This is a genomic window from Brevundimonas mediterranea, from assembly GCF_014196125.1.
Classification (GTDB): domain Bacteria; phylum Pseudomonadota; class Alphaproteobacteria; order Caulobacterales; family Caulobacteraceae; genus Brevundimonas; species Brevundimonas mediterranea.
Map to the genome: position 1 here is coordinate 810,052 of NZ_JACIDA010000001.1, position 23,366 is coordinate 833,417.

24 protein-coding genes and 1 tRNA gene are annotated in these 23,366 nt (G+C 65.8%); 6 read left to right on the plus strand and 19 right to left on the minus strand.

From position 1 onward, the window contains the following. Positions 1-62: 62 nt before the first annotated feature. The 7 genes from secF to serS all read right to left on the minus strand — a co-directional run bounded on the left by secF (position 63) and on the right by serS (position 7,390). Positions 63-1,052 (minus strand): protein translocase subunit SecF, encoded by a 990-nt coding sequence (gene secF, locus GGR11_RS04100; protein WP_183195518.1) that lies wholly within the window; start codon positions 1,050-1,052, stop codon positions 63-65. Beyond that, positions 1,052-2,644, minus strand: a complete 1,593-nt coding sequence (secD, locus tag GGR11_RS04105) for a protein translocase subunit SecD (RefSeq protein ID WP_183195519.1) — start codon at positions 2,642-2,644, stop codon at positions 1,052-1,054. Before secD ends, secF begins: the two co-directional genes overlap by 1 nt. Positions 2,645-2,677: 33 nt before the next feature. After that, positions 2,678-2,995 (minus strand): preprotein translocase subunit YajC, encoded by a 318-nt coding sequence (gene yajC, locus GGR11_RS04110; RefSeq protein ID WP_183195520.1) that lies wholly within the window; start codon positions 2,993-2,995, stop codon positions 2,678-2,680. A gap of 104 nt (positions 2,996-3,099) precedes the next feature. After that, positions 3,100-4,167 carry a peptidoglycan DD-metalloendopeptidase family protein gene (locus tag GGR11_RS04115; RefSeq protein WP_183196370.1) on the minus strand — a complete coding sequence of 356 codons (1,068 nt, stop codon included), beginning with the start codon at positions 4,165-4,167 and terminating at the stop codon, positions 3,100-3,102. Positions 4,168-4,443: 276 nt separating this feature from the next. Further along, on the minus strand, positions 4,444-5,088 hold the full coding sequence (locus tag GGR11_RS04120) for a protein-L-isoaspartate(D-aspartate) O-methyltransferase (protein ID WP_183195521.1): 645 nt from the start codon (positions 5,086-5,088) through the stop codon (positions 4,444-4,446). Continuing rightward, positions 5,085-5,876 (minus strand): 5'/3'-nucleotidase SurE, encoded by a 792-nt coding sequence (gene surE, locus GGR11_RS04125; RefSeq protein ID WP_183195522.1) that lies wholly within the window; start codon positions 5,874-5,876, stop codon positions 5,085-5,087. The genes GGR11_RS04120 and surE overlap by 4 nt, the downstream gene beginning before the upstream one ends. Then, positions 5,876-7,390: a serine--tRNA ligase gene (gene serS / locus GGR11_RS04130; protein ID WP_183195523.1), complete on the minus strand. Its 1,515-nt coding sequence runs from the start codon at positions 7,388-7,390 to the stop codon at positions 5,876-5,878. Before serS ends, surE begins: the two co-directional genes overlap by 1 nt. 262 nt (positions 7,391-7,652) lie before the next feature. On the opposite strand from serS, the gene GGR11_RS04135 reads away from it, so the two are divergent. Both GGR11_RS04135 and GGR11_RS04140 read left to right on the plus strand, forming a co-directional pair. Beyond that, positions 7,653-9,608, plus strand: coding sequence for a M61 family metallopeptidase (locus GGR11_RS04135; protein ID WP_183195524.1), 1,956 nt, complete (start codon positions 7,653-7,655; stop codon positions 9,606-9,608). A gap of 297 nt (positions 9,609-9,905) precedes the next feature. Further along, on the plus strand, positions 9,906-11,879 hold the full coding sequence (locus tag GGR11_RS04140) for a M61 family metallopeptidase (protein WP_183195525.1): 1,974 nt from the start codon (positions 9,906-9,908) through the stop codon (positions 11,877-11,879). A gap of 182 nt (positions 11,880-12,061) precedes the next feature. Here GGR11_RS04140 and GGR11_RS04145 read toward each other — a convergent pair whose 3' ends face one another. After that, positions 12,062-12,742, minus strand: a complete 681-nt coding sequence (locus GGR11_RS04145) for a type 1 glutamine amidotransferase domain-containing protein (RefSeq protein ID WP_183195526.1) — start codon at positions 12,740-12,742, stop codon at positions 12,062-12,064. A gap of 130 nt (positions 12,743-12,872) precedes the next feature. On the opposite strand from GGR11_RS04145, the gene GGR11_RS04150 reads away from it, so the two are divergent. Continuing rightward, on the plus strand, positions 12,873-13,784 hold the full coding sequence (locus GGR11_RS04150; RefSeq protein WP_183195527.1) for a CE1 family esterase: 912 nt from the start codon (positions 12,873-12,875) through the stop codon (positions 13,782-13,784). Between the two features lie 132 nt (positions 13,785-13,916). Here GGR11_RS04150 and rplL read toward each other — a convergent pair whose 3' ends face one another. Together rplL and rplJ are read right to left on the minus strand one after the other, a co-directional pair. Next, positions 13,917-14,300 (minus strand): 50S ribosomal protein L7/L12, encoded by a 384-nt coding sequence (rplL, locus tag GGR11_RS04155; RefSeq protein ID WP_183195528.1) that lies wholly within the window; start codon positions 14,298-14,300, stop codon positions 13,917-13,919. A 62-nt stretch (positions 14,301-14,362) separates the two neighbouring features. Continuing rightward, the gene (rplJ, locus tag GGR11_RS04160; protein ID WP_183195529.1) at positions 14,363-14,878 is read right to left on the minus strand and encodes a 50S ribosomal protein L10; all 516 of its coding nucleotides are present in this window, start codon (positions 14,876-14,878) and stop codon (positions 14,363-14,365) included. A gap of 318 nt (positions 14,879-15,196) precedes the next feature. On the opposite strand from rplJ, the gene GGR11_RS04165 reads away from it, so the two are divergent. Continuing rightward, entirely contained in the window at positions 15,197-15,904 is a 708-nt protein-coding gene (locus GGR11_RS04165) for a glutathione S-transferase (protein WP_183195530.1), read from the plus strand. Between the two features lie 3 nt (positions 15,905-15,907). On the opposite strand, the gene GGR11_RS04170 is transcribed toward GGR11_RS04165, so the two are convergent. The 3 genes from GGR11_RS04170 to GGR11_RS04180 all read right to left on the minus strand — a co-directional run bounded on the left by GGR11_RS04170 (position 15,908) and on the right by GGR11_RS04180 (position 17,409). Then, positions 15,908-16,423: a DUF2059 domain-containing protein gene (locus GGR11_RS04170; RefSeq protein WP_183195531.1), complete on the minus strand. Its 516-nt coding sequence runs from the start codon at positions 16,421-16,423 to the stop codon at positions 15,908-15,910. A 69-nt stretch (positions 16,424-16,492) separates the two neighbouring features. Further along, positions 16,493-16,942, minus strand: a complete 450-nt coding sequence (locus tag GGR11_RS04175; protein ID WP_183195532.1) for an NUDIX hydrolase — start codon at positions 16,940-16,942, stop codon at positions 16,493-16,495. 74 nt (positions 16,943-17,016) lie between these two features. Then, on the minus strand, positions 17,017-17,409 hold the full coding sequence (locus GGR11_RS04180) for a winged helix-turn-helix transcriptional regulator (protein ID WP_246331536.1): 393 nt from the start codon (positions 17,407-17,409) through the stop codon (positions 17,017-17,019). 68 nt (positions 17,410-17,477) lie between these two features. Between GGR11_RS04180 and GGR11_RS04185 the strand changes: the two genes are divergently transcribed. Both GGR11_RS04185 and GGR11_RS04190 read left to right on the plus strand, forming a co-directional pair. Beyond that, a complete protein-coding gene (locus GGR11_RS04185) occupies positions 17,478-18,086 on the plus strand; it encodes an NAD(P)-dependent oxidoreductase (RefSeq protein WP_183195534.1) in 609 nt (202 codons plus the stop codon). A 158-nt stretch (positions 18,087-18,244) separates the two neighbouring features. Continuing rightward, positions 18,245-19,411 carry an aspartyl/asparaginyl beta-hydroxylase domain-containing protein gene (locus GGR11_RS04190; protein WP_246331537.1) on the plus strand — a complete coding sequence of 389 codons (1,167 nt, stop codon included), beginning with the start codon at positions 18,245-18,247 and terminating at the stop codon, positions 19,409-19,411. A 78-nt stretch (positions 19,412-19,489) separates the two neighbouring features. On the opposite strand, the gene rplA is transcribed toward GGR11_RS04190, so the two are convergent. From rplA to GGR11_RS04220, 6 genes are all read right to left on the minus strand, one after another. Then, the gene (rplA, locus tag GGR11_RS04195) at positions 19,490-20,179 is read right to left on the minus strand and encodes a 50S ribosomal protein L1 (RefSeq protein ID WP_183195535.1); all 690 of its coding nucleotides are present in this window, start codon (positions 20,177-20,179) and stop codon (positions 19,490-19,492) included. Between the two features lie 3 nt (positions 20,180-20,182). Then, on the minus strand, positions 20,183-20,614 hold the full coding sequence (rplK, locus tag GGR11_RS04200) for a 50S ribosomal protein L11 (protein WP_008259841.1): 432 nt from the start codon (positions 20,612-20,614) through the stop codon (positions 20,183-20,185). Positions 20,615-20,857: 243 nt separating this feature from the next. After that, on the minus strand, positions 20,858-21,433 hold the full coding sequence (gene nusG / locus GGR11_RS04205; RefSeq protein WP_008264196.1) for a transcription termination/antitermination protein NusG: 576 nt from the start codon (positions 21,431-21,433) through the stop codon (positions 20,858-20,860). A 13-nt stretch (positions 21,434-21,446) separates the two neighbouring features. Beyond that, entirely contained in the window at positions 21,447-21,746 is a 300-nt protein-coding gene (gene secE, locus GGR11_RS04210; RefSeq protein WP_183195536.1) for a preprotein translocase subunit SecE, read from the minus strand. 70 nt (positions 21,747-21,816) lie between these two features. Continuing rightward, positions 21,817-21,892: transfer RNA gene (locus tag GGR11_RS04215), tRNA-Trp, on the minus strand. A gap of 95 nt (positions 21,893-21,987) precedes the next feature. Beyond that, entirely contained in the window at positions 21,988-23,322 is a 1,335-nt protein-coding gene (locus GGR11_RS04220) for a hemolysin family protein (RefSeq protein WP_183195537.1), read from the minus strand. Positions 23,323-23,366: the final 44 nt, after the last annotated feature.

Consider the following 23,366-nt stretch of genomic DNA (forward strand, 5'->3'; position numbering starts at 1 on the left):
ATTGCGCAAGAAAAAGGCCCGCGTGTTTCCAAGCGGGCCTCAGATCTCGCAGACCTCGGGTTTCAGGGCCGACTGGCCATGCCCAGCTTAATCGGCTTGGCGTCGTCGGCCAGGGCGCCGCGCTTGACGCCCCACAGCAGGATGATCGGCGCACCGACATAGATGGACGAATAGGTGCCGATGATGATGCCGAACATCAGGGCGATCGAAAAGCCGAACAGGGCCTCACCGCCGAAGATCGCTAGGGCCGCCAGCACCATGACGGCTGTCACGCCTGTGATGATAGTCCGCGAGAGGGTCTCGTTCAGCGACAGATCGATCACCTCACGCAATGGCATGGTCTTGTACTTGCGCAGGTTCTCGCGAAGACGGTCGAACACCACCACCGTGTCGTTCATCGAATAGCCGATGACGGTCAGGATGGCGGCGACCATGTTCAGGCTGAACTCCAGTCGGAACAGCACGATCAACCCGAAGGTCAGGATCACGTCGTGCAACAGGCCGATCACGGCGCCGAAGCCGAACTGCGGTTCGAACCGGAACCAGATGTAGAGGAACATCAGGCCGATGGCGACGGCGAGCGCCAGCAGGCCTGAGGTGAACAGCTCCCCCGACACCTTGGAGCCGACGACGCTGACGCCCGAATACTGGACCTCGCCCACGGTCTGGCTGATGGCGCTCTCGACCTGATTGACCACCTGAGTCTGGTCGCGGCCTTCCGGCACCTGGAAGCGCAGGATAGCGGTCGAGCCGTCATCGACATTGGTGTCGCGCCGGGCGATGCCCTGCACCTGGACATCGCCGAGGTTCAGGCCGTTCACGGCCTCGCGCACCCGGTCAAGCTCGATGGCCTGACCGGCCGGCTTGGACACCTCCATCGAGGCGCCGCCCCGGAAGTCGATGCCCATGTTCAAGCCGGGAATGAAACACGCCACGATCGAGGCGACGCACAGAACCACCGACAGCACCGCGGCGAACCGGGCGTATTTGACGAAATGGAAATTCGTCTTCTGCGGCAGCAGTTTGATGAGGGGCCATCCACGCATCGCCATCACTCCGCGATCGGCAGTTTTTTGGGCTTGGCGGTCTTGAGCCAGTAGGCCAGCAGCACCTGGGCCACCAGAACCGACGAGAACACCGAGGTGAAGACGCCTATGCTCAGCGTCCAGGCAAAGCCGCGCACCGGGCCTGCGCCGAAGACGAACATGATCGCCGCCGCCACCAGGGTGGTGACGTTGGCGTCCAGGATGGTGCCCCAGGCCTTGGAAAAGCCGGCGTCCATGCTGGCGATGACGCTGCGACCCGACCGGGCCTCGTCGCGCATCCGCTCATAGATCAGCACGTTTGCATCCACGGCCACGGCGAAGGTCAGGATCAGACCGGCGATCCCCGGCAGGGTCAGGGTCGCCTGGGTCAGCGACATGGCCGCCACGATCAACACCCCATTCAGCACGAGGCCGATGACCGACACGCCCCCGAACAGGAAGCCGTAGGCCAGGATCATGAAGACCACGATGATGGCGAATCCGACCGCGGTCGACAGGGCGCCCGCCGACACGGCGTCCGCGCCCAGTTCGGCGGTGACGGTGCGGCGTTCCTCAACGTTTAGCGGCGCCGGCAGGGCGCCCCCGTTCAGCAGGTTCACCAGGGTCGCCGCTTCTTGAATCGAGAAGCTGCCGGTGATCTGGCCCGATCCGGTCGTGATCGCGCTCTGGATCGTCGGCGCCGAAATGACCTTGCCGTCCAGGATGATGGCGAAGGGTTTGCCAAGGTTGGCGGCCGTCGCCTCGCCGAACCGGCGAGCGCCGGCGGCGTCGAAGCGGAAGTCGATGGCCGGGCGGCCGCTCTGGTCCGCACCGACCCCGGCGCGGGTCAGGTTCTCGCCCGAGACCAGCACCCGCTTCTTGACCAGATAGGGCGTGCCCTGCTCGTCCACCAGCAATTCGGCGTCCGGCGGAACCCGTCCGGCCATGGCGTCCGTCACCGAATTCTCGCTGTCCACCATCTGGAAGGTCAGCTGCGCCGTCTGGCCGATGACCTCCTCCAGCTTGCGAGGATCGCTCTCGCCCGGGGCCTGGACCACGATCCGGTCGGCGCCCTGGCGGGTGATGGAGGGTTCACGCGTGCCCAGGCTGTCGATCCGGCGGCGCACCACCTCGATCGACTGGTCCACCGCCGTCGCTCCCATGCCGGCCAGGGCCGTGTCCGTATAGGCGAAGCGGATCCGGTCGCCGCCCACACGCGTCGCGGTGCGCTCGACCTGACCCGAGGGCCCCGCGGCCCCGGCCAGCTGGCGCAGGGCCTCGAACGCCGCCGTCTGCTGACCCGGATTGGACAGGGTCACGATCACGCCGCCCGTCTCGCGCTGGAAGCCGTTGGTGGCGATCCCATCGCCATTCAGCGTGACCCGCACATCCTCGATCAGATTCGTGACGCGCTTTTCGCGCATCGCCGGCACGTCGACCTCCAGCAGCAGATACGACCCGCCCTGCAGGTCGAGCCCGAGGTTCAGGGCGTTCTTCGGCAGCCAGCCGGGCAGCGCCTCCCGCTGAGCCGAGCTCAGCAGGTTGGGGAAGGCCAGCAGGCAGCCGAGGATCGCCGAGGCGACGACGAGGATGACTTTCCAGCGCGAGAGCTGAATCATGAGGGCGGTCTCGGTTCAGCGATACGCTTGGTATCAGGCCTTGGAATCGTTGGCGGCGATGGCGGTGCGGTTGCGCACCTCGGCGATCATGGTCTTGACCACGCGCACATTGACGCTGGGCGCGATCTCGACATTGACCTCGGCCTCTTCGACCCGGGTGACCTTGCCGATCATGCCGCTGGACAGCACGACGGTGTCGCCACGCTTCACGGCGGTGATCGCCGCCGCATGTTCCTTGGCCCGCTTCTGCTGCGGACGGATCAGCAGGAAATAGAACAGGATGAAGATGGCGACGATCGGCAGGAACTGCATGATCACGGCCATCATGCCGCCGTCAGCTGGGGCGCCCATGGGTAGTCTCCGAACACAAAGGGGGGCTGCCCTCGTCGGCGCCCCATTAAAACGAGGCGCGGAACCTAGGGCTCCGTCTCGCGGATTGCAACGCGGCTAAACGTTCAGCGCGGCAATACGGTCAGGGGATCGACCGCGACCGGGTCGTCGCCGCGCATCTGGCGGGTTTCGAAATGGATCGACGGGCGTCCGTCGCCGGCCGTCAGACCGACCGTGCCGATCTGCTGGCCCGCACGCACGTCGTCGCCGTCCTTGACCGTGGCCGAACCCAGATGGCCGTAAACGGTGCGCCAGCCGCCGTTGTGGACAACCAGCACCGTCAGCCCCTGCCCCACCAGATCGTCGCCGACATAGGCCACGCGCCCCCCGGCCGAGGCCACGACCGAGGCGCCGGCCGAGGCGCCGATGTTGATCCCGTTGTTGCGCTCGCCCATCCCGACCGGGCCGAACCGCCGCAGGATATCGCCGCGCACCGGCCACAACAGGGCGATGGGACCGCCCGCAACGGGCGTCGCGGAAGGCGCGGCGCTGACCGGCGGGCGAGCCGCGCCGACGGCCGGGGCCGTCGGACGGGTTTGAGCCGGAAGCGCGGCCTTGCCCGAAGGCGGCGGCGGAGGCGGCGGCGGGGCCATGCCGCTGTTCGGCACCAGAACTCCGGCCGGCGAAGGCCCGGTCGCATAGGGATCGCGGCCTGTATCGACCGCCGCATCGGGAAGAATGATTCGTTGGCCCGTCGTGATCGCGCCGCGCGGCCCCAGGCCGTTCAGATCGATCAGGGTCTGAACCGGCGTCTGGAAGCGCCGGCCGACGCCCGAGATGGTGTCGCCCGGCTGGATCTCGTAGGCGGCGCCCGGCGTGACCACGCCCGACGGGGCCGGATAGGAGGACGCAGGCGGAACATAAGTCGGCTGCGCAGGCGTCACCGTCACCGGCGGGGGCAGATATCCCCCATCCACCTGGCCGACCGGCGCCGTCGCTTGCGGCTGCGGATAAGGCTGAGCCTGGGGAGAGGTCGGCTGGCCATACGGACCTTGCTGCGCCGGCGGCGGATAGGCGCCCTGCCCGCCCACCGTTGGTCGCGTCGAGTACTGCGGCTCGGACGGATAGGTCATACAGGCCGCCGCGCTCAGCGACGCCCCCGCGATAACGACCGCTCTGATCCAACCCGACATCACCGCCACCGGCCGCTCCTTAGATGGTTAAAACTGCCCGCCCGGTGTGCCCGCTTGCGCCGCTTAAGCCAAGCCCGCAATCATCGCCAAAGTTGGGCGGGAAGGTTAACGGCAGTCCAGACCCTCTCCCGCTTGCGGGAGAGGTGGCCCGGCGTCCGCGCAGCGGACCAGGGTCGGAGAGGGAAGTTTTCTTCCAGAAATCAGGACTTCCCCCATCGTCAGCCGTCTCGCTTCGCTCGACGAGCTGACACTTCCCCCGCAAGCGGGGGAAGGAGTTCACCCCTCCTTCGCCGTCCCCTCGACCAGGGGCACGAACCGCACCTCCGTCAGGCTCTCGCGCCGGAACGACCCGTCGCCCTGGCCGACATAGCGGTGCAGCATCTGCACCGAGGTCCGGCCAACGGGCGCGACCAGAACACCGTTCGGCTTCAACTGTTTCAACAGTTCGGTCGGCTCGGCCGGAGACGCCGCCGTCACCATGATGCGATCGAAGGGCGCCTGTTCGATCCAGCCCAGGCCGCCGTCGCCATGCTTGGTGATGACATTGTCGATCTCCAGCGTCCGCAGCTTGGCCTCGGCCTCGACCAGCAGGCTGCGATACCGCTCCACCGAATAGACATAGCGGGCCAGCCGGCTCAGCACCGCGCACTGGTAGCCGCTGCCGGTGCCGATCTCCAGCACGCGGTGGCGGGGCTGGACGTCCAGGGCCTGAGTCATCAGGCCGACGATATAGGGCTGGCTGATGGTCTGGGCGCAGTCGATGGGCAGGGCCTGATCTTCCCAGGCCTGGTCCAGGAATTTCTCGTGCACGAAGACCGCGCGGTCGATGCTCTCCATCGCGCCCAGCACCCGGGGGTCCGTCACCCCCTGCTGGCGCAGAGACAGGATCAGCCGTCCGGCGCGGTCGTCGTGCAGGTTCATGCGGCCTTCACCGCCTTGGGCGGCGCCCCGCCCAGTACCTTCTTCAGGTCATGGACGCTGGCCATGTGGGTCAGGTCGATGTGCAGCGGCGTGACCGAGATCCGCCCCGCCTCGATGGCCCTCAGGTCCGTGCCCTCGGCATGTTCCTGCTTTTCGCCGCGGAAGCTCATCCAGTAGTAGTCGCGCCCGCGCAGGTCGGTGCGCCGCACCGCGTGCATCTCGCCCACGTCGCGGAACCCTTGCGTCGTCACCTCGATCTGCTCGACCCGTTCCGGCGGCAGATTGGGGAAGTTGAGGTTCATCACCACGCCCGGCGCCCATTTCTGGTCCAGCAGCTTGCTGATGATCGCCGGCGCAAAGGCCTCGGCCGTCTCCCAGTGCGCCACCACCTCGTCATGGAACCGCTCCAGGCTCTGGCTCAGGGCGATGGAGCGGATGCCGAAGGCCATGCCCTGCAGGGCGCCCGCCACCGTGCCGGAATAGCTGACGTCCTCGCCGATATTGTGCCCCCGGTTCACGCCGGACAGCACCAGGTCCGGCCGCTCCGGCATCAGGTCGTTGACGGCCAGGATGACGCAGTCGGTCGGCGTCCCCGTCACCGAGAACCGCCGCTCGCCATGCCTATGCACCCGCAGCGGCTCGCTCAGGGTGATGCCCCGCCCCTTGGCCGACTGTTCGACGGCGGGCGCGCACACCCAGATGTCGTCGCTCAGCGTCCGCGCGATCCGCTCAAGGGATTCAAGACCTTCCGCCTCGATCCCGTCGTCGTTTGTCAGGAGGATACGCATCAGCCTACGAACTCGCGACCGCCCATATAGGGCTGCAACACCGTCGGCACCGCGATCCGCCCGTCCTCCTGCTGATAATTCTCCATGATCGCCACCAGGGTCCGCCCGACCGCCAGGCCCGACCCGTTCAGCGTATGGACGAACTCGGTCTTCTTCTCGCCGGCCCGCTTGAACCGCGCATCCATGCGCCGCGCCTGGAAGTCGCCGCAGTTCGAGCAGCTGCTGATCTCGCGATAGGTCCCCTGGCTGGGCAGCCAGACCTCCAGGTCGAAGGTCTTCTGGGCCGAAAAGCCCATGTCGCCCTTGCACAGCAGCATCCGCCGGAACGGCAGCTCCAGCGCCTTCAGCACCGCCTCGGCGCAGGCCGTCATCCGCTCGTGCTCGGCGTCGCTGTCTTCCGGCCGCGCGATCGACACCATCTCGACCTTGGAGAACTGGTGCTGGCGGATCAGCCCGCGCGTATCCCGCCCCGCCGACCCGGCCTCAGCGCGGAAACAGGGCGTCAGGGCCGTCATCCGCATCGGCGTGGCGAGGTCGTCCTCGGACAGGATGGTCTCGCGTACGAGATTGGTCAGGGAGACTTCGGCGGTGGGGATGAGGTAGCGTTTGTCCGCAAAGGCACCAGCCTTCAGACGATCAAGGAACTCCGGAAGTTCATCATCTGTGGCTCCCTGAGCCATCTCCGCGGCAAGCCCATCAAGAGCCAGACGGAATTCCTCTTCATCCGACAGGAATCCGCTTAGTTCCAGAGCCTTCTCCCGGAAGGCGGTGCGATCAATATCTTTTCGCCTTGCTGCGGTAGCGACAGCGTCTGCGCGGACGGCATCCCAATCGGTCGATTCCGCCTTAAACAGATCCTCCTCGAACTTCGGCAACTGCCCCGTGCCGAACATCGCCTCGTCCCGCACCAGCAGCGGCGGGTTCACTTCCAGATAGCCGTGCTGATCCGTCTGCAGGTCCAGCATGAACTGGCCCACGGCCCGTTCCAGCCGCGCCAGCTGACCCTTCAGCACCGCGAACCGGGCGCCCGACATCTTCGCAGCCGCCTCGAAGTCCAGCATCCCAAGGGCCTCGCCCAGGTCGGCGTGATCCTTGGCCGGCCCCCCCTCACGGGGCGTGCCCCAGCGCGAGACCTCGACATTACCGGCCTCGTCCTCGCCGTCCGGCACATCCTCGGCCGCCAGGTTCTTCTGCGCCGCCAGAAGGTCACGCAGTTCCTTGCCGACGCGCGCCTCGACTTCGGCCGCCGCCGCGATATCGCCCTTCAGCGCCTCGACCTCGGCCTTCAGCCGGTCGGCTTCGGCCATGTCCTTCTTGCCCATGGCGGCGCCGATCAGCTTGGAGGCGGCGTTGCGCTTGGCCAGAGCGTCCTGGCCCGTGGTCTGGGCGTGGCGCAGTTCGGCGTCCAGCCGCAGGATGTCCGCCACCAAGCCGTCAGGCTCGTCCACCCCGCGCGACGACCAACCGGCCACGTAAACCTGAGGGTTCTCGCGAATGGCGCGGATGTCATGCATGGTCTGGAACTTCGGCTGGGCGGGAGAAGCCGAACGCTCTACCCGCCCGCGCGGAGTCGGGCAACGGCAGGAAGCCGCCGGATCTCGCTTAAGCCTTTTGCGCGACCAGCGACGACGGCGTCGGTTTGAACCACCGGCTCGATTCCTGCACCGGCTTGCCCCCGTCGGACTGTTTTCGCCAAAGTCCGACATCGCCGGCTTGACGCCTCCGCCTCTGCGGCGGACTGTCGCACACCTCCCCAAGCGGCATGAGACCTCGTCAATGATCCGATCCCGCCTGAGCGCCGCCGGCCTCGCCCTTCTTCTCGTCTCGGCCGCGCCCGCCGCCCTGGCCCAGCAGGCTTCGACCTATCCGCCGGCCCTGCCCGCGCCCCAGTCGCCGATCCCCGAGGCGTGGGACGTCGCCTATCCCGGCGTGATCACCCTGGATATCGACGCCACCAACCTGGCCCAACACATCTTCGGCGTCACCGAGACCATTCCGGTGAGCCAGGCCGGGCCGATGACCCTGTTCTTCCCCGAATGGCTGCCCGGCAACCACGGCCCCGTGGGGCCCATCGCCCAGCTGGCGGGCATCGAGATCACGGCGAATGACCAGCGCGTCGAATGGGTGCGCGACACCCTGTCGCCCTTCGCCTACCACGTCACGGTTCCGGCCGGCGCGACCGAGCTGAAGATCAAGATGCAGCACCTGTCGCCGACCAGCGGCAACCAGGGCCGGGTGACGATGACGCCCGAGATGCTGAACATCCAGTGGGAGAAGATGCTGCTCTATCCCGCCGGCCACTGGTCGCGGAACATCATGGTCCAGCCGACGGTCAAGTTCCCGACCGGCTGGCGGTTTGGAACGGCGCTGGAGCCCGAGACCAAGACCGGGGATGTCCAGACCTTCAAGCCGGTCAATCTGGAAGTCCTGATCGACAGCCCGGTCTTCGCCGGCCTCCACTATCGCCAGATCGATCTGAATCCCGGCGGCCGGTCGCCGGTCCGCGCCAACTTCGTCGCCGACGAGGCCAAGAACCTTGAGGCCACCGACGAGCAGATCCAGATCCTGCGCAATCTGGTCGATCAGATGGACCGCCTGTACGGCGCCCGCCATTTCGACCACTACGACTTCCTGATCGCCATGACCGACAAGCTGGGCGGCATCGGTCTGGAGCATCACCGCAGCTCCGAGAACTCGGTCGATCCGGAATTCTTCACCGGCTGGGCCACCCACCTCGGCGACCGCGATCTGCTCAGCCACGAGATGAACCACTCCTGGGACGGCAAATGGCGTCGCCCCGCCGACCAGCTCGTCCCCAACTTCAACAGCCCGATGCAGAACAGTCTGCTCTGGGTCTATGAAGGCCAGACCCAGTACTACGGCCAGGTCGTCGCCGCCCGCTCGGGTCTGCTGACCAAGGACCAGGCGATGGAGTCCCTGGCGATGACCGCCGCGACCTATGACGCCCGCGTCGGCCGTCAGTGGCGCGCGCTGCAGGACACGACCAACGACCCGATCATCAGCCAGCGCCAGCCCAAGCCCTGGCTGGCCTGGCAGCGGGACGAGGACTATTATTCGGAGGGCCAGCTGATCTGGCTCGACGTCGACACGACGATCCGGGAGAAGACCAACGGCCGCAAGTCGCTGGATGACTTCGCCAAGGCCTTCTACGGCGTCCAGGACGGCAGTTTCGAACCGGCGCCCTACACCTTCGAGGACGTGGTCGCGGCCCTGAACGGCGTCGTCGCCAACGACTGGACGAGCTTCCTGCGCACCCGGCTCGACGCGACAGGCCCGGACGCCCACGCCCCCCTCGACGGCCTGACGCGCGGCGGATGGCGTCTGGCCTATGGCGAGACCCCGACCGCCTATCAGAAGACCCTGTTCGGAGAGCTGAAGCGCAACGACTTCACCTATTCGCTGGGCTTACAGACCGGCGAGAACAACGCCATCCGCAGCGTCCAGTGGGGCAGCCCCGCCTTCGACGCCGGTCTGGCGCCCGGCATGGAGATCGTCGCCGTCAACGGCCAGGCCTCCAATCCCGACCGCCTCGCCGCCGCCGTCACCGCCGCCAAGGATCCGGCCGCCTCCGTCACCCTGATCATCAAGGACGGCGACCAGTACAAGACCGTCGTCCTCCCCTACCACGACGGTCTGCGTTACCCGCGCCTGGAACGGATCGAGGGAACCGCCGACCGCCTCAGCGACATCCTGACGCCCCGCAAACGCTGACGCTCACCCCAGCGTCATTGTGGGCGCTGGTCTCGCTTTCGTCATTCCGGGCGAAGGGCCGCTTGGCCCGAGACCCGGAACCCAGCGGCGCGCGAGAGCGCGAACCTGTCGCGAACTCGGTGTTCAAACATTGTGCGGCGGACGGATTTCGCCTTCGGCGCCGCTGGGTTCCGGGTCTATGCTGCGCTTCGCCCGGAATGACGAAAGCAGGGCCGAGGGCGAGGCGACCATCTGTCCCTTGACGCCTCTCCCCCGCTCCTCGACGGTGCGCGCCTGCCCTCTCGTTCGGATGACCTGATGTCGCGTACCCGCCTGACCGCCGCCGCCTGCCTCGCCGCCCTGATGACCGCCGCCCCGGCCCTGGCCCAGGACTTCCAGTCCACGCCGGTGGTCACCGACCCGACCCAGGCCGCCCTGGCCCTGCCCCGCGCACAGCCGGCCATCCCAGCCCCTGCCGACACCCCCTATCCCGGTGTCATTAAGTACCAGGCCGACATCACCGACCTCGACCGCCGCATTATCCGCGTCCGCCAGACCATCCCCGTCGCCGGTCCCGGCCCCCTGACCCTGCTCTATCCGAAATACCTTCCGGGCAACCACGCCGACACCGGCCCGATCCAACTGCTGGCCGGCCTCACGGTCACGGCGAACGGGCAGCGCATCGAATGGCTGCGCGACACCCTCGAACCCTACGCCTTCCACCTCGACATACCGGCGGGCGTCACCCAGATCGACGTCGCCTTCCAGCAGCTGACCCAGCCGGACAGCTCCAACTGGCGCGTGCTGATGACCCCGGCCATGGTCAATCTGCAGTGGGAGAAGGCCATCCTCTATCCGGCTGGCTACTACAGCCGCCAGATCCCGGTCGCCGCCTCCGTCGCCCTGCCCGCCGGCTGGAACTACGGCACGGCCCTGACCACGGCGTCCCGGGACGGCGATATCGCCACCTTCGAGACGACCGACCTCTACACCCTGATCGACAGCCCCATCTTCGCCGGCGCCCACTACCGCCGCATCGACATCGACCCGACCGGAGACCGCGTCCACTTGAACCTGCTGGCTGACGAGGCCAAGGGCCTAGCCGCCACCGACGACCAACTGAAACTCTACGAGACCATGGTCCAGCAGGCCGACCGCCTGTTCGGCGCTCGCCATTTCGATAACTATGAGTTCCTGTTCGCCCTGACCGATCAGATGGGCGGCATCGGCCTGGAGCATCACCGGTCGTCCGAGAACACCGGCGCCCCCGGCTTCTTCACCGACTGGGCCAAGAGCGCCGGCGACCGGGGCCTGCTGCCGCACGAATACACCCACTCTTGGAACGGTAAATTCATGCGCCCGGCGGACGAACTGACCGCCAACCACAATGTCCCGACCCAGAACACCCTGCTGTGGGTCTATGAGGGCCAGACCGAATACTGGGGCGACGTCCTGGCCGCCCGCGCCGGCCTGCACTCCAAGTCCGTCGCCCTGGCTACCCTGGCCAATGTCGCCGCCTTCTACGACAACCAGCCGGGTCGTCAGTGGCGCGCGCTGCAGGACACGAACAACCACAACCTCCTCGGCTACCGCGTGCCGGGTCAGTTCCCGTCCTGGATGCGCGGCACCGGCGACTACTACCGCGAAAGCCTGCTGGTCTGGCTGGAGGCCGACACCCTGATCCGGGCCGAGACCAATGGCCGCAAGTCGCTCGACGACTTCGCCAAGGGCTTCTTCGGCCATGACGACGGCGAATGGGATACCCAGGGCTATACCTTCGACCAGGTCGTCGCCGCCCTGAACGCCGTCCACCCGCACGACTGGGCCGCCTTCCTGCGCGACCGCCTCGACGCCGTCGGCCCAGACGCCCGCGCGCCCCTGGCGGGGATCGAGCGCGGCGGCTGGCGCCTGACCTACACCGACACGCCCAACGCCGACGAGAAGGCCGTCAACACCGGCTGGGCCAATGACTTCCAGTATTCGCTGGGATTCACCCTGGCCGGTGACAAGTTGACTAACATCCTCTGGGACGGCCCCGCCTTCGACCAGGGGATCGGCGCGGGCTGGAGCCTTGTCGCCGTCAACGGCAAGGCCGGCTCAGCCGAGGCGCTCCGCAACGCCGTCACCGCGGCCAAAGGCGCGGACGTCCCTCTCGAACTTCTGATCAAGTCCGGCGATCGCTTCCGCACCGTCGCCTTCGACTACCATGGCGGCCTGCGCTATCCGCGCCTGGAACGGATCGAGGGAACGCCGGATCGTCTGTCTGAAATTCTCGCGCCTCGCAGGCGCTAGAACGATCACCTCCCCGCCGGCGAAGGCCGACGGGAAGGACAGGCGGCAGCGTCAACGAGCGCCAGGAGGGGGCGACCCCGCGCCTTAAGCTCTTGGGGTCATCGCCACCGTCGGAGACGCCCCCTCCTGATCGCTAGGGCGATCTGTCCACCCACGCGCCTTCGCGCGCTGAGAGGTGAGGCTTATGCCTTCAACAGCCCCAGCAGCGCCTCGGCCGCCTCACGCGAGGAGCCCGGATTCTGACCCGTCACCAGCTTGCCGTCGACCACGACATAGGACCCCCAGTCCGGCCCCTTGGAATAGTCGCCGCCGTTGGCAGTCAGGACATTCTCGACCAGGAAGGGCACCACGTCCGTCAGGCCAACGGCCTCCTCTTCCGAGTTGGTGAAGCCCGTCACCTTGCGACCCTCGACCAGCGGCTTGCCGTCCGGCCCATGGACCGACTTCAGCACGCCCGGCGCATGACAGACGAAGCCGGTCGGCTTGTCCGCCTTGGCGAAGGCCTCGATGAGGGCGATGGAATCCTTGTCGTTCGCCAGGTCCCACAGCGGGCCGTGGCCGCCCGGATAGAAGACGGCGTCGAAATCCTCGGCCTTCACCGACGCCAATTCGACGGTCGAAGCCAGCGCCGCCTGGGCCTCGGCGTCGGCCTTGAACCGGTGCGTGTCCTCGGTCTGGGCGTCCGCATCATCGCTCTTGGGGTCCAGCGGCGGCTGCCCGCCCTTGGGCGAGGCCAGCACGATCTCCGCGCCCGCATCCTTCATCGCATAATAGGGCGCAGCCAGTTCCTCCAGCCAGAAACCGGTCTTCTTGCCGGTGTCGCCGAGTTGATCGTGCGAGGTCAGAACCGTCAGGATCTTCATGTGGGGGATCTCCTTTTCAGGCGTAACAAATGGGAAGCCAGACCGATCCCTCCAATGGTCGGCGACCGGCCTGTGTGGCGCATCCAGGAATCGCTTCACCCTGCGGCCAGTACACAAGGAGACACACGGCATGAGACATTGGCTCGGAGCCTTGGCGTTCGGACTGGGCGCATTTGGACTGGCGTCCATCGCCAAGGCCGACTGCGCGATCGGGGCGCCCGGCGCCACCCGCAGCGTCGCCTTCGGTCCCGACCGGCGCGCGGTGCAGATCCATATTCCACACGGCTTCGCCCCCGCCCGGCCCGCGCCCCTTGTCTTCGTCCTGCACGGCAGCGGCGGCACGGGATCGGCGATCATGAGGGATTCCAAGCTGGCCGAGACCGCCGACCGACACGGCTTCATCGTCGCCGCCCCCGACGCAGGCATCCCGGTCGAACAAGGCTTCGTCTGGAATGTGCCCGGCGTGCCGACCATCACGGGAGACGTGCCGGGTCCGGACGACGCCGACGACGTCGCCTTCCTGGTGGAGATGGTCGAGGAACTGGCTTCACAGGGCTGCGTCGATGACAGCCGGGTCTACGCCACCGGCCTGTCGGGCGGCGGTCGGATGACGTCGTGGCTGGGCTGCGTGGCCGCCGACCGGTTCGCCGCCATCGGGCCGGTCGTCGGACTGCGAGCGGGCAATCCGCGCAAGGGCTCCCCTGACCGGCCCGATCCCGCCACCTGCCGACCGTCCCGCCCCATGCCGATCATCGCCTTCGCCGGCGACGCAGACGCGACCAATCCGATCCAGGGCGGCGGCGCGCCCTACTGGAGCTATACGATGCACGCGGCCGAGCAGCGCTGGGCCCAGTTGAACGGCTGCGCCAGCACCCGCCCGACGCTCTGGGTCTCGACCTCCGTCTATGAGGAAGGCTACGCCGACTGCCGCGACGGCGCCGAGGTCGTCGGCCGCATCACCCGCGACGGCGGCCACAGCTGGGTCGCCGACAACGAAGCCATGTGGGCCTTCTTCGCCTCACGATCGCGCCCGCAAAACTGACACAGACCAAGCCCTAGCCGTAGCGCCGCCCATGGGCCTCAAGTAGCCCGAAGGGCGATAGGCCCAAAAGAAAAGGCCCGGCGGTTTCCCGCCGGGCCTTTCCGATATTCAGCAAATGCCGAAAGTCAGATCTTACTTGATCTGGACCTTGGCGCCGGCTTCCGTCAGCTTCTTGGCGACTTCGTCGGCGACTTGCTTGGAGACGTTCTCGACGACGTTCTGCGGAGCGCCTTCGACCAGGTCCTTGGCTTCCTTCAGACCCAGGTCCGAACGCACGCCACGGACTTCCTTGATCACGTTGATCTTCTTGTCGCCGCCGTCGATCAGGACAACGGTGAATTCGGTTTGCTCTTCGGCGGCTTCAGCCGGAGCAGCGCCACCACCGGCCGGCATGGCCATGGCGACGGGAGCAGCGGCGCTGACGCCCCACTTTTCTTCAAGCAGCTTAGACAGTTCAGCAGCTTCGAGAACGGTCAGAGCGGACAGGTCTTCGACGATCTTGGCGAGGTCAGCCATTGTCAGTTTTCCTTCGGAGGATTGGTTTTAGAGAGTGATGCAGAGATGAAAGGCTGTGCCGCTTACGCGGCTTCCTTGGTGGCGTAGGCGTTGAACACGCGAGCCAGCTGACCGGCGGGTGCTTGCAGCACGCCGGCGATCTTGGTCGCAGGCGCATTGAGCAGGCCGATGATTTGGCTGCGCACTTCGTCGAGCGTCGGGAGCTTGGAAAGAACTTCCACGCCCTTTTGATCGACGACGGTGTCGCCCATGAAGCCGCCGACGATCTTGAAGCGATCGTTGGCCTTGGCGAACTCGGTGGCGACCTTGGCGGCCGTACCGGGGTTCTCGGCGTATGCGATGCCCACGGGACCCTTGAACAGGCCGTGGAATTCGCTGCCTTCTTCGGCTTCGAGCGCCTTCAGCGCCAGGCGGTTCTTGACCACCTTGAACGCGCCGCCTTCTTTACGAAGACGTCCGCGCAGATCTTCCATTTCCGCAACGGTCAGACCCAGGTTGTGGGTCACGACCACGGAGCCGGCGTCGGCGAATACGCCCTTGAGCGTTTCGATCGACTCGGCTTTTTGAGCGCGGTCCATTGCGGTCTCCAGTCTTGGCATTCGCCGCCGGGCTTATTCCCGACGACGGATTGGCCAAAGCGCCGCGCATCGCTGCGAAGCGTTCAGGCCGGTCGTATTGTCCGAAGGATGCGTCTGACGGCGTCCGTCCCGGAATGCGGGCTGACAGCGCAGGTTCGCGTCCCCATCTCCCCACGGCGTCAGAGGGCTCTCTGACAGTTATGGCCTGGGTGACCCCCACGCCCCGAAGTTCTCGGACAGGACCGTCAAAGGCATGAACCTCTGACGGGAAGCGGCGCTCATACAAGGACACCGACAGGAAATCAAGGAGCCGAGCGCATGGCCTATGAACTCTATTACTGGCCGACCATCCAGGGACGGGGCGAGTTCGTCCGCCTGGCGCTGGAAGCGGCCGGCGCCGACTATGTCGATATCTCGCGTCAGGACGACGGCAAGGCGATGATGAAGCTGATGGAGACGGCGACCACGCCCGCTTTCGCCCCGCCCTTTCTGCGCCTGGGCGACCGCACCATCGGTCAGGTCGCCGCTATTCTGGCCTGGCTGGGTCCGCAACTGGGGATCAGCCCGAACGGCGACAGCGACCGCGCCTGGCTGAACCAGATCCAGCTGACTTTCGCCGACCTGGTCGCCGAGGCCCATGACACCCACCATCCGGTCGATCTGATGGCCTACTACGACGAGCAGAAATCCGAGGCCGCTCGCCGGTCGAAGGTCTTCCGGGAGCAGCGGATCGGGAAATTCCTCCGCTGGGCCGAACAGGTCCTTATAGCCAATCCCTACGGCCCGGATTGGCTGGTCGGCGAACGCCTGACCTATGCCGACCTATCTCTGTTCCAAGTGGTGGAGGGCCTAGGCTATGCCTTCCCCAAGGCGACCGAGGCCGTGCTCAACACCACGCCGCATATTGTCGCCGTCCGCGACAGGGTCGCCGCTCTGCCCCGTGTCAGCGCCTATCTAAAGAGCGACCGCCGCATCCCGTTCAACGAGGACGGCATATTCCGTCGCTATCCCGAACTGGACGGCTGAGGCTTACTGGTGCGCGGACTTGCGCCCTGTTTGGCCACCCGTCTCGCAGTCGAATTGGGCGCAATATTTGGTCATCAACTCTTCGGTGAAGGCCGTCAGATGTTCGATAGTGATCTCGTTCATCACCGCGCTTAGCTGGAGAGTCTTCGTCGCGACCTGGCGGCCTACGGGACTGTCATAGAAGGCGATCTGGGCCTCCAGCTCTTCGACTGTGAACGTGGCGGCATAATGGGGAACCATGTCAGCCATGACGTCATCGACCAGGGCGGTCAGCATGCGCGGCGCATTACTCCGCAGCCAAGCCGCCTCCTCGGCGCCCTGCCCCTCCGTGTCCGCCTTGGCCAGTTGGTCCGCGATCATCGCCTCCATGACCTTTGTGAAGTTCGGCCCGGCAGAGAGGCGGATAACCCGCTCCGCCAGCGTCGTCCGCTGAGCTAGGCCGCGATCCTGCGCTGCGACAGGTCCTACCGCGAACAGGCCAAACAGCGCCGCAATCGTCAAAAGTCCAATGATACGCATATCGTCCCCCTCGCCCTTCTTATCCGAGCACGGCGTGCAGGTGGCCAGAGGGAATCGCCCCTCGGTTGCTCAATCGCTAGGAGGCGTGGCGGCGAAGTCTCGAATCAGGACGGCGAGGTCGGGTTCGTGAACGCTGTCCGCCGCCGCCTCAGGCGTCATCCAACGCCGGTCGCGCTGGTGCGCCTCGGGCCAGTCGCCCAGCTGAAGCACCACCTCCATCGGATAGACGGCGACGACATGCCGCCTCAGATCGCCGCTGCGAACGATCTTGGCGTAGCGGAAATGGCCTATGGTCACGTTCCCTATGGGGCCGCGAACACCGGCCTCCTCCAGCGCTTCCTGAGCCGCAGCCTCGGCGTCGGTCTTTCCGGCCATACGACCGCCCTTGGGAATCACCCAGCGTCGCGTCTCGCGCGACGTGATCATCAGGATCTCCAGACCAGCCTCGCCGCGTCGCCACGGCAGGGCGGCGACCTGACGCGTTTCCGACCGGCCTGTGCGTTTCGCGGCTTTGGCCATTCTCTATCCCCGTCCGGCGCGGCTTGCAAAACGCGGTTTACGTCGCTCCGTCAACCGCTCCGCGTCCGGAAAGTTCAGCTGAGCCGCCTTTCATCATAGGCGGCCTGCGCCTTGCTGACCTCGGCCATATTGTCCTCGGCCCAGTCGATCATGGTTTGGAGCGCATCGACCAGCGTGCCGCCCAGCGGCGTCAGGGCGTAGGAGACAGAGACCGGCACGGTCGGCGTCACCGTGCGGGTGACCAGTCCGTCCCGCTCCAGCTGGCGGACAGTCTGGCTCAGCATCTTCTGCGACACGCCCTCAATACGCCGACGCAAGGCGTTGAACCGCATCGGTTCGTCCCGCAGCAGCGTCAAAACCAGCGTCGTCCACTTGTCGGCGACCCGATCCAGCAGCTGGCGCGTCGGGCAGGCCGCGGAATAGACGTCAGGCGGCCGGGTTTCCGCCAAGTGACCAGATGAGAGCAAAGTGCCTTCTTGTGACATAGGTGATCTCATAACACTTGGTACCTATTGGATACCACAGGAGATCGTCCATGAAAGTTGCAGTCCTCGGCGCCAGCGGTCGCGCCGGCTCGGAAATCACCAAGGAACTGGCCGCGCGCGGTCATGCCGTCGTCGCCATCGCACGCAAACCCGAAACCATCCCGGCCGCGCCCGGCGTCACGGCGACGGCGGGCGACGCGTCGGACGCCGCCGCTCTGGCCCAACTCATCACGGGTTTGGATGCGGTCATCAGCGCGCTGCACCACAATATCACCGCTGACACCCTGCTGTCCGCGCTGAAGAGCGCCCGCGTGCCCCGTCTGCTGGTCACCGGCGGCGCCGGCAGCCTGGAGGTCGCGCCGGGCGTTCGCCTGATCGACACCCCGGAGTTCCCTGAAGAGTTCAAGCCCTATGCCCTGCCCGGCGTCGCCTTCTTGGACGACCTCCGCAACGAGACCCAGATCGACTGGACCTTCTTCTCCCCCGCCGCCTTCATCGAGGAAGGCCCCCGCCTCGGCGTCTTCCGCACCGGCGGAGACCAGTTGATCACGGATGACAAAGGCGAAAGCCGTATCAGCTTCGCCGACTACGCCATCGCCATGGTGGACGAGTTGGAACAGCACAACCACAGCCGCGCCCGCTTCACTGCAGCCTACTGAGGAACAGTTGGCGGCGGGCTTCGAACCCGCCGCCAAAGACCTCTGCAACACACGCCGCCAAATCGCGACACCCCTCCCGATACGGACGATTCCGCATTGACCCCCGTCTGCGGCGTGCAAGGTTACAGAATATTCATCCGCGCTTGGGGGAGCGTCGCATGGTCAAGATCGACAGCGAGCAGGAGACACTGCTGCTCCAGGCGGGCCAGGCGCTGGCGCGACATGACGCCCGTACAGCCCTGACGTTGCTGGACCGCGCCGACGCGTTCGGACGCACGCACAACAGCCTGCTGAACCGGTCCATCGCCTATCGTCTTCTCGGCGACTTCACGGCGGCGATCGGCGTTCTGGACCAGGCGCTTGAACTCCAGCCCTACGACTTCATGGCGCTCCTGGCCAAGGGCGCCATGGTCGAGAAGATCGCCGGCGCAAAGGCCGCCATTCCCGTCTATCGCGACGCCCTGAAGATCGCCCCGCCGCGGACCCATATTCCGCCGACGGTGACGGCCCAGATGGACTACGCCGCCCATCTCGTGGACACACACGCCAACGCCCTGCGCGACTTCATGCAGGCCGAGGTCGCCGCTCTGAAGGACGGCCTCGACGAAAGCGTTCGCGACCGTTTCGACGAGAGCCTTGAAATCTATGCGGGGCTCAAACAGCCGGTGAAACAGCAGCCGCTGTTGCTGAACTACCCCCGGCTGCCCGTCATTCCGTTCTACGATCGGACCCTCTTTCCCTGGCTGGCCGAACTGGAGGCGGCGACCGAGACCATCCAGGCTGAGCTGGAGCCGCTGCTGGAAGAGAGTTTCGACGCCTTCACCCCCTATATCGCCTTCCCAAAAGGCGCCCCGGTCAACCAGTGGGGCGAGCTGAATCACTCCCGCAAATGGACGTCGCTTTTCCTTTGGAAAAACGGCGAGAAACAGCAGGCGATGTGCGACCGCTGCCCCGACACGACGCGGATACTGGAAAGCCTGCCGATGGCCCATCAGGACGGCTTCTCGCCCACCGCCGTCTTCTCGGCGCTTCAGCCGCGCACCCATATCCCGCCGCACACCGGCTCCTCCAACGTCCGGCTGTTGGCCCACCTGCCCCTGCGTCTGCCGGGCAGCGCGCGTTTCCGCGTCGGCAACACCGTGCGGGACTGGAAGATGGGACAGGCCTGGGTCTTCGACGACACCATTGAGCACGAGGCCTGGAACGACGCCGACGACGTGCGGGTCATCCTGATCTTCGACGTCTGGAACCCCTATCTGACCGAGCAGGAAAAGCTGCTGATCACGGCCATGATGAAGGCCCAACGCGCCTTCATGCTGGGCTGAAGCGGTCAGACAAGAAAAAAACGGCGGGGATTGCTCCCCGCCGCTCTTCAGTACCGATTGTCTTTCGACGCAGGCGGCTTAGGCGCCCAGCGAGGCCGGGTCGACCTTGAAGCCCGGGCCCATCGTGGTCGACAGGCTGATGCGCTTCACATAGGTGCCCTTGGCGCCGGTCGGCTTGGAACGCACCAGGGCGTCCACGATGGCCTTCACGTTGGCTTCCAGGGCGTCCTGGGTGAAGGAGACCTTGCCGATGCCGGCGTGGACGATGCCCGCCTTCTCGACCCGGAACTCGACGGCGCCGCCCTTGGCGTCCTTGACGGCCTGGGCGACGTTCGGGGTCACGGTGCCGACCTTGGGGTTCGGCATCAGGCCGCGCGGGCCCAGCACCTTACCCAGACGGCCGACCAGGGCCATCATGTCCGGCGACGCGATCACGCGGTCGAACTCCATGAAGCCGCCGGCGATCTTCTCGTACAGATCTTCGGCGCCGACGTGTTCAGCGCCGGCTGCGGTGGCTTCGGCCGCCTTGGCGTCCTTGGCGAAGACGGCGACGCGAACGTCACGGCCGGTGCCCGACGGCAGGTTGACGACGCCACGGACCTGTTGGTCGGCGTGACGCGGATCGACGCCCAGGTTGACCGAGATCTCCAGGGATTCGTCAAACTTGGCCTTGGCGTTTTCCTTGGCCAGCTTGATGGCGTCGGTGAACGGCAGCAGGTCTTGGGTGACGCCGGTGCGGGCCTTTTGAGCCTTGGTTTGCTTGGCCATGGTTTAGCCCTCCACCACTTCGAGGCCCATCGCGCGGGCGGAGCCTTCGATGATCTTGGCCGCCGCGTCGAGGTCGTTGGCGTTCAGATCCTTCATCTTCTTTTCGGCGATCTCGCGCAGTTGCGCCTGCGTGATCTTGCCGGCGACTTCACGGCCGACCAGCTTCGAACCCGACTTCAGGCCCGTGGCCTGCTTCAGGTACCAGGTCGCCGGCGGCGTCTTGGTGATGAAGGTGAACGACTTGTCCTGATAGACGGTGATCACGGTCGGAAGCGGGGTGCCCTTGGCTTCCTTCTCGGTGCGCGCGTTGAACTCCTTGCAGAAGCCCATGATGTTCACGCCGCGTTGACCCAGAGCCGGGCCGATCGGGGGCGAAGGCGTGGCCGAACCGGCCGGCACTTGCAGCTTGATATAGCCGAGAATCTTCTTGGCCATTGGTCTCTCCTATGAATGACCCGACGACTTAACGGCGGGCCGGTGAGCCGTGGTGCGGCATGGCTGCCTCCCACGGATTTGACGCTCCACGAGCCGAGGCCTGTCGAGCGAAGGCGCGCGTGTAACAGAGGGGGGGCGGAAAGGCAACGCCACCTCCCCGTGAGGAAAGGCGCATGAGGAGGCGAAACGAAAAAAGCCGCGCCCTTTCGGACGCGGCTTCAAATCTCAAAAGGCGCCTGAGCGTCAGCCGGCGACCTTTTCCACCTGGGCGTATTCCAGTTCGACCGGCGTGGCGCGACCGAAGATCGACACGGCGACGCGCAGGCGAGCCTGTTCCTCGTCCACGCTCTCGACCGAACCGTCGAAGCTGGCGAACGGACCGTCGATGACCTTGACCTTCTCGCCGATGTCGAAGCGGATCGTGGGCTTCGGACGTTCGACGCCCTCTTCCACCTGGCCGATGATGTTCTGAACTTCACGTTCCGAGACCGGCAGGGGCTTGGTGCCGCCGGCGGCGCCCAGGAAGCCCGTGACCTTCGGGGTGTTCTTGACCAGGTGATAGGCTTGGTCGGTCATTTCCATCTTCACCAGCACATAGCCGGGGAAGAATTTGCGTTCCGAGTTCACCTTGCGGCCACGACGGATCTCAACGACGTCCTCGGTCGGAACCAGGATTTCGGAGAAGGCGTCTTCCAGACCCTGCTGCTTGGCCTGATCACGCACCTGTTCAGCGACCTTCTTTTCGAAGTTCGAATAGGCGTTGACGATATACCACTTGTGGCGGGGATTGGCGGGCTTTGCGGGCGCTGCATCGGTCATGGGCGCGTCTTTCTCAGGATCCGAGAGCGATGATGTAGCGGAAGGCGAAACCAAGACCGGTGTCGACCACCCAGAAGAAGATCGCGGCGATGACCACCATGATGAAGACCATCACCGAGGTGATCCAGGTCTCTTTGCGGCTGGGCCACACGATCTTGCGGCCCTCCGCCATGACCTGCTTGTAGAAGTCGCTGGGGTTGGTGCGCGGCTTCTTGGGCGCGGGCGCATCAATGGTGATGGCGGCGGCGGCCGCAGCAGTCTGGGGCTTTGCGCCCGCCTGGGGCCGCTTGCCGGGAGATTTGGCCTTGGCCATCAGTTGCTCTTCACACAATTGTTCCTGTCGCCCCAGATGGGAAGTCCCATCCGGAAGCGACAGGGGGGATTGGCAGGAGTTGGGGGACTCGAACCCACGACCCCCGGTTTTGGAGACCGGTGCTCTACCAGCTGAGCTAAACTCCTAGACAATCGCGCGAACCCTCGGGTCCGTGCGTTCGCCAGAGGGGGGCGTATGCCCGACGCCGCCCGTCATTTCAAGGGCGATGTGACACTTGCGACTAGTCTTCCAGATGCGCGGCAATGGCGGCCCGTTCGTCCTGGGCCTGGATCAGTTCCTTGAAGATCAGCTTGTCGATGCGGCGGTCGTCCATATCGACGACCTCGACCTCGAATCGGCCGACCTGCACCACCTCCCCTTCATCCGGCACGCGTGACAGCTGGTGCAGAATCAGACCGGCGACGGTGTGGAAGCCTTCATGCTCGCCGAAGTCCTCGCCCAGAGTATCGGCTAGTTCGTCCAGATCGGTCTGGCCGTCGACCAGCCAGCTGCCGTCGGCGCGCTGATGAATCCAGGCCTGTTCCTCGTCGTGACCCTCGTTGAAGTCGCCGGCGATCATTTCCAGGATGTCGGTCGCGGTCACCACGCCTTCGAAGGCGCCGTATTCGTCGACGATAAAGGCCATGTGGATGCGCGACCCCTTCAGGATCTCCAGCGCCTTCAGGACCGATGTCGATTGCGGAATAAAGGCCGGTTCGGCGACCAGCGGTTCGACATCGAACTTGCCGTCGGTCAGCAGGGCGTCCAGCAGGTCCTTCTTGTGGACCACGCCCAGCGGATTATCGACGTCGCTTTCGCGCGCCACCACGATCCGTGAATAGGGGCAGGTCCGGATTTCCTCGCGCAGCACCGACTCCGGGTCATCCAGGGCGATCCAGAAGACTTCGTGGCGCGGCGTCATGGCGACGCGAACAGGCCGGTCGCCCAAGCGCAGGATCTCTTCGATCATCACCTGTTCTTCGGGCTCGATCAGGCCGGCGGAAGTGCCCTCGGCCAGTATGGTGGCCACCTCTTCCTGGGTGACGTCGGAGCCGTCGCGGTCCTTGACCCCCATCAGTTTGAGGATGCCCGAGGTCGAAGCCGTCAGCAGCAGCACGAACGGCTTAAGCGCGATCGCCAGGGTCGAGATCGGCGGCGCCATCTTGGCCGCAATGGTCTCAGGGAAGATCAGGGCCAGTCGCTTGGGCACCAGTTCGCCGACGATCAGCGAGATATAGGTGATGCAGACCACGACCAGGGCCGTGGAGAAGATTTCAGTATAGGCGGCCAGCGCCGGAAAACTGGTCTCGAGGATCCGGTCCAACTCGCCTGCGATGGTCGCCTGGCCGTAGGCGCCCGCCAGAATGCCGATCAGGGTGATGCCGACCTGGACCGCCGACAGGAACTGTGTCGGTTCCTCGGCCAGTTTCAGCGCCTTGCGCGCCCCGCGATCCCCCTTCTCCGCCCGGCTCTGAAGCTTGGATCTCCGGGAGGAAACGACCGCCAACTCGGTCATGGCGAACAGGCCGTTGAGCACCACCAGGAGCAGAACGACGACAATAGCGATGAGTAACATCTAGGGGTTTTTGGAGACCAACGCGGCGCAACAGACGGCGTCCG

Excerpts from the sequence above, each read along its gene's own strand:
- yajC (WP_183195520.1), bottom strand. The coding sequence starts at position 2,995 with ATGGGCGCCCCAGCTGACGGCGGCATGATGGCCGTGATCATGCAGTTC.
- secE (WP_183195536.1), bottom strand. The coding sequence starts at position 21,746 with ATGGCCAAGGCCAAATCTCCCGGCAAGCGGCCCCAGGCGGGCGCAAAG.
- surE (WP_183195522.1), bottom strand. The coding sequence starts at position 5,876 with ATGCGTATCCTCCTGACAAACGACGACGGGATCGAGGCGGAAGGTCTT.
- nusG (WP_008264196.1), bottom strand. The coding sequence starts at position 21,433 with ATGACCGATGCAGCGCCCGCAAAGCCCGCCAATCCCCGCCACAAGTGG.
- GGR11_RS04135 (WP_183195524.1), top strand. The coding sequence starts at position 7,653 with ATGATCCGATCCCGCCTGAGCGCCGCCGGCCTCGCCCTTCTTCTCGTC.
- secF (WP_183195518.1), bottom strand. The coding sequence starts at position 1,052 with ATGGCGATGCGTGGATGGCCCCTCATCAAACTGCTGCCGCAGAAGACG.
- GGR11_RS04115 (WP_183196370.1), bottom strand. The coding sequence starts at position 4,167 with ATGTCGGGTTGGATCAGAGCGGTCGTTATCGCGGGGGCGTCGCTGAGC.
- secD (WP_183195519.1), bottom strand. The coding sequence starts at position 2,644 with ATGATTCAGCTCTCGCGCTGGAAAGTCATCCTCGTCGTCGCCTCGGCG.
- GGR11_RS04190 (WP_246331537.1), top strand. The coding sequence starts at position 18,245 with ATGGTCAAGATCGACAGCGAGCAGGAGACACTGCTGCTCCAGGCGGGC.
- GGR11_RS04185 (WP_183195534.1), top strand. The coding sequence starts at position 17,478 with ATGAAAGTTGCAGTCCTCGGCGCCAGCGGTCGCGCCGGCTCGGAAATC.
- serS (WP_183195523.1), bottom strand. The coding sequence starts at position 7,390 with ATGCATGACATCCGCGCCATTCGCGAGAACCCTCAGGTTTACGTGGCC.
- GGR11_RS04150 (WP_183195527.1), top strand. The coding sequence starts at position 12,873 with ATGAGACATTGGCTCGGAGCCTTGGCGTTCGGACTGGGCGCATTTGGA.
- GGR11_RS04220 (WP_183195537.1), bottom strand. The coding sequence starts at position 23,322 with ATGTTACTCATCGCTATTGTCGTCGTTCTGCTCCTGGTGGTGCTCAAC.
- GGR11_RS04175 (WP_183195532.1), bottom strand. The coding sequence starts at position 16,942 with ATGGCCAAAGCCGCGAAACGCACAGGCCGGTCGGAAACGCGTCAGGTC.
- GGR11_RS04165 (WP_183195530.1), top strand. The coding sequence starts at position 15,197 with ATGGCCTATGAACTCTATTACTGGCCGACCATCCAGGGACGGGGCGAG.
- rplK (WP_008259841.1), bottom strand. The coding sequence starts at position 20,614 with ATGGCCAAGAAGATTCTCGGCTATATCAAGCTGCAAGTGCCGGCCGGT.
- rplJ (WP_183195529.1), bottom strand. The coding sequence starts at position 14,878 with ATGGACCGCGCTCAAAAAGCCGAGTCGATCGAAACGCTCAAGGGCGTA.
- rplA (WP_183195535.1), bottom strand. The coding sequence starts at position 20,179 with ATGGCCAAGCAAACCAAGGCTCAAAAGGCCCGCACCGGCGTCACCCAA.
- GGR11_RS04170 (WP_183195531.1), bottom strand. The coding sequence starts at position 16,423 with ATGCGTATCATTGGACTTTTGACGATTGCGGCGCTGTTTGGCCTGTTC.
- rplL (WP_183195528.1), bottom strand. The coding sequence starts at position 14,300 with ATGGCTGACCTCGCCAAGATCGTCGAAGACCTGTCCGCTCTGACCGTT.
- GGR11_RS04140 (WP_183195525.1), top strand. The coding sequence starts at position 9,906 with ATGTCGCGTACCCGCCTGACCGCCGCCGCCTGCCTCGCCGCCCTGATG.
- GGR11_RS04120 (WP_183195521.1), bottom strand. The coding sequence starts at position 5,088 with ATGAACCTGCACGACGACCGCGCCGGACGGCTGATCCTGTCTCTGCGC.
- GGR11_RS04145 (WP_183195526.1), bottom strand. The coding sequence starts at position 12,742 with ATGAAGATCCTGACGGTTCTGACCTCGCACGATCAACTCGGCGACACC.